This is a genomic window from Methylobacterium sp. WL12 (genome assembly GCF_008039475.1).
Lineage (GTDB): Bacteria > Pseudomonadota > Alphaproteobacteria > Rhizobiales > Beijerinckiaceae > Methylobacterium > Methylobacterium cerastii.
In genome coordinates this window covers 1-2,768 of record NZ_VRUW01000181.1, presented here as the reverse complement: position 1 = coordinate 2,768, position 2,768 = coordinate 1, and the positions used below count along the sequence as shown (strand labels likewise).

General features: G+C 72.2%; 3 protein-coding genes and 1 pseudogene. 3 read left to right on the top strand and 1 reads right to left on the bottom strand.

The features are described 5' to 3' along the window. Positions 1-249: 249 nt before the first annotated feature. Positions 250-600 carry a hypothetical protein gene (locus FV226_RS27245; protein WP_147765373.1) on the top strand — a complete coding sequence of 117 codons (351 nt, stop codon included), beginning with the start codon at positions 250-252 and terminating at the stop codon, positions 598-600. A gap of 63 nt (positions 601-663) precedes the next feature. On the opposite strand, the gene FV226_RS27240 is transcribed toward FV226_RS27245, so the two are convergent. Beyond that, a complete protein-coding gene (locus tag FV226_RS27240) occupies positions 664-1,191 on the bottom strand; it encodes a CreA family protein (protein WP_147765372.1) in 528 nt (175 codons plus the stop codon). 172 nt (positions 1,192-1,363) lie between these two features. Between FV226_RS27240 and FV226_RS27235 the strand changes: the two genes are divergently transcribed. Together FV226_RS27235 and FV226_RS27230 are read left to right on the top strand one after the other, a co-directional pair. Continuing rightward, positions 1,364-2,434 (top strand): DUF2865 domain-containing protein, encoded by a 1,071-nt coding sequence (locus FV226_RS27235; RefSeq protein WP_147765371.1) that lies wholly within the window; start codon positions 1,364-1,366, stop codon positions 2,432-2,434. A gap of 74 nt (positions 2,435-2,508) precedes the next feature. Continuing rightward, positions 2,509-2,768, top strand: a pseudogene (locus FV226_RS27230) (cell envelope biogenesis protein OmpA); the annotation flags it as partial.

The following is a 2,768-nucleotide window of genomic DNA, read 5'->3' as shown; positions in this document are numbered from 1 at the left end:
GCGCGACCCGCCCCGCCGCATTGCCGCCGGCTTCGCGCCGGGCCGTGTTGCGGATCGGCGACGGTCCGGCGGACCGGATCGGGCTACCCGAAATCCGTCAAGAATTCGAGACCGGCGCGATCGGCCCAGCGGACGAAACGCGGTCGACGCCGGAAAGCCTTTGTTTACCCCGCCGTCGGATTTTGGCGCTCGCTCACGATCCGCACGCAAGACTTCGAACCAGGGCCACCCCTGAACAAGGACGTATCCATGCGACGCTCGGCTGCCGGCCTCGGCGCACTCGCTGCCGCTGCCCTCCTCGTCACCCTCGCGCAGGGCGCCTTCGCCGCGGGCGACGGCGAGACCCCGGCCGCCAAGACGGCGCCCCATGTCGAGAAGACCTTCCTGATCCCGTCGAGCGACGGCTACGGCGTCGGCGAGTGCCTGACGAGCCCCGGCAGCGAGTGCGGCCAGGTCGTCGCCAACGCCTGGTGCGAGGCGCAGGGCTACGCCACCGCCAACGCCTACGGGATCGCGGCGGCCGAGGAATACACCGGCGCCATCGACCTCCCCGTGACGAAGCCGGCCGAGCGCCCGATCCGCATCACCTGCCAGGATTGAGGGCTTTCGGGATTTGGGCCGAGCCTTTCCCTCCCCCGTAAAGAGGGAGGGACAGCGCGGCGCTCAGCCCTTCAGGAACGCGCCGCATTTCGGCGGCGGCTCGGTGCCCCAGGGCATCAGGGGCACGCTCGAGGTGGAGTTCTTGGGCGAACCCTGGATCACCCGGTCGGAATAGACCATGTAGATCAGCGTGTTGCGCTTCACGTCGCAGCCGCGCACGATCTGCATCGACTTGAACACCAGCGAGCGGCGCTCGCTGAACACCACCTCGCCCTGGCCGAACTTGCCCGAGAACTGCACCGGCCCGACCTGGCGGCAGGCGAGCGAGATGTCGGACACGTCCTCGGCGAGGCCGAGCGTGCCCTTGATGCCGCCCTTCTCCGGCTGGCTGTACCAGCAGGCCACCCCGCTCACGAGCGGGTCGTCGACGCCGTAGACTACGAGCTTGTCGTTGGGCGTGAGCGGGCGCCAGACCGTCGACTTGTCGAAGATCCGGTCGGGCTCCTGCGCCGCGGCGGCCCCCGCGAGGCCGACCAGCGCCGACAGGAGCAGCGCGGCCCGCGCGCCGCGTGTGAGACCCCGAAGCAACATCGTTCACCATTCCCCCGCTTGTGTCGTCGCGGGCATGTAGGAGGGCTGTCGCCGATGCGCGAGGGCGTTTAAAAAAGTTAAGCCCGCCGGGGCTTCGTTTCCCGGCGCCGACCTTCACGACGCGGCGAACCGTTCACCCACCGCCCTGCGCCGAACCCCCGATCGTTCAGCCATGCCGTCGACGCGCCTTCGATTCCGCCCGCTCCGCCGCCCGCTCGCGATCCTCGCGCTGTGGCTCGGCGCGACCGTGGCCGCGCACGCCCAGGACCAGATCCAAACCCCGGTTCCGGCCGCGGAAAATTCCGCCCCGGCGCCGAGCCGCCTGCCGAGCGCGGCCTGCCTGCGCTACCGCTCCGAGTTGGCGAGCCTGAGCAACGGCGCCAGCACGGTGCGCGCGCTGCAGAGCGAGATCGGCCGGCTCGAGGCCTATCACCGCTCCTTGAATTGCGAGGGCGGCACCTTCCTGTTCTTCGACACGCGGCCCCCGCAATGCGGCGCCGTCGAGCAGCGCATCCGCGCGCTCAACGCCACCTATGGCGGCGCGGCGATCGACGACACCGGCGCCCGACGCCGCCAGCTCCAGGGGCTGGTGGCCTCGTCCTGCGCCGACTCCGCACGCGTCGACCCGGCGACCGGCGAGACCCATGCCCGCGGCGGCGCGCAGGTGATCTGCGTGCGGACCTGCGACGGCGCCTACTTTCCGATGCGCAACCTGCCCGAGGGCCGCACCGGCGCCGACGAGATGTGCCAGGCGCTCTGCCCCGGAACGGAGGCTGCGGCCTACTCGATGCCCTACGGCGACGACGCCCTGAAGTCGGCGGCGACCGTGAAGGGCAGCAAGGCCTACGTGTCGCTCGCCAACGCCTTCAAGTTCCGCAAGGCCTTCGTGCCGAACTGCTCGTGCAAGCCCGCCGACAAGACCTGGGCGCAGTCGCTGACCAAGGCCGAGAGCATGCTGGTGCGGCACAAGGGCGACATCTTCGTCACCCCGATGCAGGCCGAGGCGCTCTCGCGCCCGAGCCCGAAGGTCCGCCTCACCCTCGTCGGCCGCGCCGACCGGACCGCGGCGGTGCTGGCCGCCGACGCCGCCGAGCGCTCGGGCCTGCCGGTCGAGGTGGCGGGCAAGCCGGCGCCCGACCTGTCCGCCGAGCCGTCCGCCACCGGCACCGCCGAGCGCACGGTGCGGATCATCGCCCTCGACCGGATCGGGCCGGCCAAGGCGTCCTCGGCGAATCCCCCCTGAGCGGCGCCGCGCCGGAACCATCCCGGCGCTCGTGGGTTCGATTGGGCTTTCCACGATCCTTCGAGGCCGACCGAATGCGGACACTCCGCCTGCTGCTCCTGACCGGCACGATGCTGCCCGGGCTCGTCCTCGCTGCACCCGCCTTCGCCCGCGAGGACGGCGCCTCCGGCACGATCCTCCTGGCGCAGGGCGGCCCCGACGAGCGCGGACCGCGCGGCGGTGAAGGCCCGGGCGGACGCGGCGGCGAAGGGCGTGGCGGCGAAGGTCGTGGCGGCGGGCGCGAAGGCCCGGCCGGCGCCCCCCCCGGCGGCCGCGAGCGGCCCGAGCCTCGCCC